The 6490-nt window shown below is 28.6% G+C and carries 6 protein-coding genes; 4 read left to right on the plus strand and 2 right to left on the minus strand.

All coding sequences use genetic code 11. The features are described from left to right. The first annotated feature begins 51 nt into the window (after positions 1 to 51). Genes CD30_RS18420 through CD30_RS19660 form a run of 3 tightly spaced genes read left to right on the plus strand, consistent with a single transcriptional unit; the run spans position 52 to position 3719 of the window. Entirely contained in the window at positions 52 to 1479 is a 1428-nt protein-coding gene (locus tag CD30_RS18420; protein WP_036180397.1) for a hypothetical protein, read from the plus strand. Further along, entirely contained in the window at positions 1457 to 3115 is a 1659-nt protein-coding gene (locus CD30_RS18425; protein ID WP_036180400.1) for a site-specific integrase, read from the plus strand. Before CD30_RS18420 ends, CD30_RS18425 begins: the two co-directional genes overlap by 23 nt. A gap of 34 nt (positions 3116 to 3149) precedes the next feature. Then, positions 3150 to 3719, plus strand: coding sequence for a hypothetical protein (locus CD30_RS19660; RefSeq protein WP_141096077.1), 570 nt, complete (start codon positions 3150 to 3152; stop codon positions 3717 to 3719). A gap of 533 nt (positions 3720 to 4252) precedes the next feature. On the opposite strand, the gene CD30_RS18435 is transcribed toward CD30_RS19660, so the two are convergent. Next, a complete protein-coding gene (locus CD30_RS18435) occupies positions 4253 to 4606 on the minus strand; it encodes a helix-turn-helix domain-containing protein (protein WP_036180402.1) in 354 nt (117 codons plus the stop codon). 137 nt (positions 4607 to 4743) lie between these two features. Here CD30_RS18435 and CD30_RS18440 point away from each other — a divergent pair, with 137 nt between their 5' ends. Then, on the plus strand, positions 4744 to 5739 hold the full coding sequence (locus CD30_RS18440) for a DGQHR domain-containing protein (protein ID WP_036180405.1): 996 nt from the start codon (positions 4744 to 4746) through the stop codon (positions 5737 to 5739). A gap of 135 nt (positions 5740 to 5874) precedes the next feature. On the opposite strand, the gene CD30_RS19665 is transcribed toward CD30_RS18440, so the two are convergent. Next, on the minus strand, positions 5875 to 6490 hold a 616-nt coding region (locus CD30_RS19665), incomplete at its 5' end, for a restriction endonuclease (protein WP_141096078.1).

The following is a 6490-nucleotide window of genomic DNA, read 5'->3' on the forward strand; positions in this document are numbered from 1 at the left end:
TAGTTTACTACCCCTTATAAGAGTTGTCTAACTTAGTGTAGCCTATCCAAAATGACTGATGAAGATATTGAGAGCTTTTTAAATCATGAGAATTATCCTGAGTATGTTAAACAATACTTTATAGGTTTTATTCAGTATTGCTCCGAAAATATAGAAGGTTGTAACTTTTCAAATCAGTATGCTACGTTTAACGATCCAAATAATGAAACCGACATATACACACTTGAAATTTTTAATCAATATTATGAACATGCTAAAAATATAGAAGTCCATATAGAGAAAGCCGTTAAATATAAAACATATGCACAGACATGGGTATATATCATTATGCATTTAATGAATGCTTGGCGAAGTGGAGATATTATCTATGGTTTGCCAACTATTGATTTTATTGATTTATCAATCAATGACTTATCATTTTTCGAGAATAATAGGTTAAGTAAAGAAGAGGCAAGACTTATTGTAAATCAGGTTCATATAAAAGTTGGCCAAATGAAGATCTCGAAAACCGGGGCACTAGGACAATTCCTTTGTTTAGATAGTTTGGTTGAATCGTTTGCTACAGCAATTAGTATTACTGAGTTACATCGAAGAAAACACAATGATAAATTAATGCTTACCTCAATTAGGGCTAGGGGAACTAACAAAATATTTTTTGAAAATAATCCAGAATTAGCAAGATTCCATAGTGTTAAAATGAATAGAACATTAATTACTTACTTTTTTCATCATGTTTCTGAATCAGAAGGGGATGCGCATTTATCCTATGAAGCAGCTCAGATTTTACGAAGCCATAAAGATGAGGATACTACTAAAGTTTATATAAAATTTTCTAACCCACAAGGTACTTTAGATAGTATGGCCTTCCATATATGCGAAAGGGGCCATTTTGGTTGGGTGTATAATACCATGATAAATCTTGTTTTGCACCAAAATGAACAAAAATTAGAAGATAGGACGGCATTAATTAAATCTTTCAGTGAAAAGTATAAAGTAAATGAATTAGAAACGTATTCATCTTTTTTACTTGCTGAAAGAAACAATAAAGAATCTTTAGCACTTAGGCTTTCCCAGTTGCCAAAAGAAGATTTAAAAAGATTAATTGTAAAAATATTCCGTGGAGAAATGCCAGCAAAAACAGCACACGCTCAATGTTTAATATATCCAGAATGTAAAAGTCCTGAAAGAAAATCATGTATTGGTTGTGAGTACTTGATACCAACAGAATATTTATTGCTTTCTATATCTGAACAGATTGAAACAAGTCTTTATAAACTTTATAATAGTGAATTTGACTGGGAGAAAGAACGAGAAAAGCATTTTCTGAAACAAATGTTTCTTCTAATGAATGAAGCCATTGTCGAGAAAGGTAAAGAATATGTAGAAACCTTCATTGACCGTAAGCGAATTAAAAAATTATTTCACGCTATTCTTATAGAAAATGAGGTAAAACAAATTGATAACTCAAAAAAGAGTTAAGGAATTAAATGGGGCATTAAACATTCAAATCACTGAAAATCATAAATTTAATAAGAACAACATTTATAAATATTTAAGCAAATTAGAAACAAGTAAAGAACAAGGTATCCTACATACAGATAGCTTTGAGAGTGATTATTGGATTATAGTAGATTTTATGGGAAATCGTAGTCATCTAAAATTCGACATAGATTTATATCCAGATTTAAAGATTGCTTTAAAATGTTATTTGTTGATTTTTATAGATGCTAAATTTTCTATTAACCATATTCGATATGTTAGTACAAGTATTAAACAAGCAATAATAGCTTCTGGAGGATTTAAAAAAAGAAATGTAGATGCTTTTGAAGAGTATGCAATGTCAAAAACATTAAATAATCGTTATAGGTTTAATGATATTATAAGTAAATTTCTTTCATTTATACAGCTTACTTATCGTGATTTATATGACTTAAAGATTAAATATATGGAAGAGAAGAATAGAGATTTACCTAACTATGAAGTGATAATCGATTTTCATTATTTTATGATGGAATTTGAAAATCAAGCAACTGCTCTTCAGAAAACTAAATTCTTCCCTATAATTTTATGGTGGAAAATTACGGGGATTATTCCAATGAGACCAAAAGAATTTTGTTTACTTGAATGGGATTGTTGCTATGAGCAAAGTGGTAATTACTTTTTAAAAGTTCCAAGAAGTAAACAAGAAGCAAAATCATATAGTGAATTAAGTGTAACTAACATTATTCGTATAAATAAAAATATTTATGACTCTATTTTAGAATATAAGCAAACCGTTCCTTCTGAATTAATAGAAAAATATTTATTTTCATTTCGGATACAATCACGTTATTATAAAATTGCTAAAAAAACTACTAGAAGAGAAGATATGTATCATCAAGATATGTTACATAATCTCTTGATTTGCTTCTACAAAGAAATTGTTGGATGGAATAACTCTGATTTCTATCGTTTTGTTAAAAGAAATGAAAATGGTGAAATTAATAGGATTATTCGTAATTATATAACTCTTGCTGATACCAGACATTTCTCAATTTGTAATATGATGTTACAGGGGATAAATCCTTTAACCATAGCTAAAATGGCAGGACATACACGAATAGGTACTCAACGAAATTATTGGGGACATTTGGAGTCTTTTGTTGAATCCCATGTTTATATTATTTCAACAAAAGCTAGGATTAATAAGCTAGAAAAAATTTTAGGGGAGGGAGTATTCGATGTGAAAGATAAAATTAATGAATCACGAATATATACACCGGAAGATTTTCCTCTTCGAAAAGAAGTAAAACATGGCTATTGTAAATATGGAGCTTTAGATAATTGTGCTGGTGAATGTAGATATTGTAATGACTTCTTTTATTACCCAAAAAATTCCGATGAGGGTCTTGAATGGTTATTGTCTGGTTCAGAAATCTTAGAACAGCAATTAGTAACAGAGTTAAAATCGCTATTAAATATTTATAAAAATATGAAATTTAATTTAGCAACTGAATCCTATTCAATGTTCGATAATGAACAGGCATTGAGTAAGGCAAATCTTATTAATCGCTTTATACGACAAAAAGCAATGGTTGATGCTTTAATACAGAAAGATTCGGAGGTTATAGAATAGTATTGTGAGAACAGAGTATTATAGCGATTCCGAGTTGAAAAAAATTTTATTAGAATACTCTAATAAAAATACTGGAGTTATCAAGTATCTAGGTTTGGAAAAGGAAACAGGCATTAGTCGCAAAACTTGGAAAAGACGCATGGAAGAAACGATTAATCACCTAAATAGAAAGGTGATTACTAGTCATAATAATGTAGGTTCCGGTGAAATACCATATCCAAATTTTGATTTAATTATTGATAGATTTTCAAATGATGAAAAGGGTCTTAGAGAAGCTTTATATCATATTCAAGAAGTATTTATAAAAAATATTGAAGAAAACAACAAACTCTCTGATCAAGTAATGAAAAAGGACAAAAGAATTGATGAATTAACACATGAAATTGAAAAGTTAAAACGTAACTTGTATGAGAAAAAACAAGAAGTTAATTATTACGAAAAGCTTATGATTGAAAGTACAAATCCAAGTGTAAGAAAAAGAAAAGGAATTAGTAGTAATCTTATTGAAATAAGTGAGTATAAAAAAGAGTCGGCTGCTTCATTAGATTTAGAAAAGGAATTTCCTGAACTATTTGGTGATTTGGATGATGATAGTGAGGAGTAAAATTATTTAGTATTTAGGGATGGGGTTGCTATTTGTAAGAATCTCTTAGCGTGTTAACAAATTAACTTTACTATTTAACTATAGATGTAAGCATAATTATGTGTCAAAAGCATGTACTCTAATGATTCAATTACAGTAAACTAATAAAATTATTGTTAAGGGTATCTCATAAAATTGTCTTAAATCAGTTCAATCAGTCAAAGTCCTTCAAGGCAATTTCGGCAATTAAACGAAATCTGATTGTATATTAATTATTAAAGAAATTTTCTGGGTAACAAAAGAAACGTGAGCAACTTCGATAAAGATTAAGAAGGAAACTTTATTTATGTTACTGACTTAACTCGAAATAATCGTAGTATAAAATATTTATTTAAATTATTGATTAAGTACGAGATAAAAAAGCAAACATAAATTAACCCTAAGATATAATAACTTCGAAGATATTAATTTAAATTAGTGTAGTTGGGTATTTTAAGAAAAATATAAACACAATAAAAAATAGCTGTTGATTTTTTAAAATCAACAGCTATTTTTTATTTTCCTTTGTAGGTGTTAAATATCTCAGTTGCAATATTTAGTATTAGACGTATTTCATCTTCATTTTTATTCTCTATCAAATTAAGTAGTAATACAATCAAACCTTTTTTCTTTAAGTATTTCTGTTCTAAGTTGAGTTGTTCGAAATTAAAAATCGTTGCAGGTACTTCTTCTAGTCCGGTAATTATTTTTTCTAATGTTTGTAAAGTAACATTTCTTTCTCCTCTTTCAATAGCAGCTAAATAAGTTTGTTGAAGACCACATTTTTCTGCAAGTTCATCTTGAGTCATTTTTTTTGATCTTCTAATATCTTTAATATTGTTACCAACTAATGTCACTAAACTATCCACAATATCACCTCACATTAAGACTATGTGAGGCTTCAGGAGTATTACAGATACATATATGTTCTATTTTATTGATTTTTGAACATATAAGTACTATACTTTCAAAGTATCAAATTTTTATTAAGGAGATTCTATTTAACATGAGTAACTACTTAACTTCAAATATAGCAATAGAAAATATAATTCAATCTAAGATGAGAGGTCGTGTTACTTATCAAGGCTTTGTATCATCTCAGGTAGCTGTTAATTTCTCATATTCAAAATTATATAATGATCCCTCTGGAAAGGGGTATCAACGTCCAATAGATAAAAAAAGATGTAAAGACTTTGCTAATTATCTTTCACAAGGGGAAGATGCTCTTTATACTCCTATTTTGTTAAATGCTGCTGGTAATTGGGAATTTCATGCATATGATAATCTCCGTCCAAATTATGGAAGATTAATTTGCAAGAAAAAAGCAACACTTATGGATGGACAACATAGATTAGGTGGTATAAAAGAATATATAAATGAAACAGATAGTACATTAAATGTCCCATTTTTGGCATTTCATTATTTGGATGAAGACGAAGAAATAAAATTGTTTGATATAATTAATACGAAGGCGAAAGGGATAGGTACTTCTCTGAGTCGTTACTTAAATAGGGATAATGATGAGATAAGTTGGGTTGCAACTAACTTAATACTTAAGCCAGAAAGTCCATTCTTTAGTAAGGGAACTTTGATTGGAAAAAGAACTAAAGAGAAAAATATCACGCTACAAAACCTATATAACATCGTAAATTATTTAACTAGGAAATCTGAACTAGAGAATTTAACTAAGGAGAAGAAATTAAACTTAGCTCTTTTTTACTTTAATTTAATTAAAGAACTATTTCCTGAAGAATGGGAAGAGAATAAGTTATATAGATTAACTAATATTACTTGCTTATATGCATTAGCTATTGCAGGGAATAAAATAATTAATAATAATTATTTAGCTAAATCTCAACAACCAGATTCAAGTAAAATAGCTAGTCTGTTAGTAAACTTAAGAGACATTGATTGGTCTTCAAATGGTGATTTAAAATACTTAAAGGGTCTATCTGGAGCTAATATATTAGCGGGAGATATTTTAAATTGTATTAAAAGTTAAATTTTTATGAAAACTACGCGATTTAATTACTAATATATGTAAAATTATTATAAATAATAAAGAACATTTCTCAAACATGAGAAATGTTCTATTATTTATAATTAGTAACCGGTAAAAAAGTATTTTCAATATAATTCAACCGTGTTTCCACCGACTCAAAAATGAAAAGAAACTAAAAATACTTTTCTCTTCCTTTATTTCCTTATACTTCTGTATTAAGAGCTGTAAGCCATCACGGTCTATTAATTCAATATTATTAGATTTAGCTGTAATAAAAGCGTTTTTCGTAAAATAACGATTAGTGATTACCATCTTCTTTTGAACGTTCCAGACACCTGCACCACCACAGACTTCATTTACCGCCTCAACTCCAATAGTACGTCCTTCCCCATAACACTTGGCTTGAATTCCTGTTTTAATTTTATCTTTTATAATTATTACATCTATGCCAAAATCATTATGAGGGGTAACTTCTGAATAATAACCCATCTCGTCAAATAATTTTGCCAAAAATACTTCAAATTCTTTACCTTCCATTTTATCAATTTCATTAATATCAATATGGTATAACATGGATTTATTTTCAAATAGTGAAGGTAGAAAAGTATTAAAGTTTTTAAAATAATTCATTACCGAACGAATGCCAATATAAAGTACACCCAAAAAGTATAATATAACTAAAATTTCACCATTAGAAAATAATGAGTATTGCGGAGCGTTTGAGCCAGCAGTGCGGAACTTTATACCACCG

Origin of the sequence: Ureibacillus massiliensis 4400831 = CIP 108448 = CCUG 49529, from assembly GCF_000772965.1 — a bacterium.
Lineage (GTDB): Bacteria > Bacillota > Bacilli > Bacillales_A > Planococcaceae > Ureibacillus > Ureibacillus massiliensis.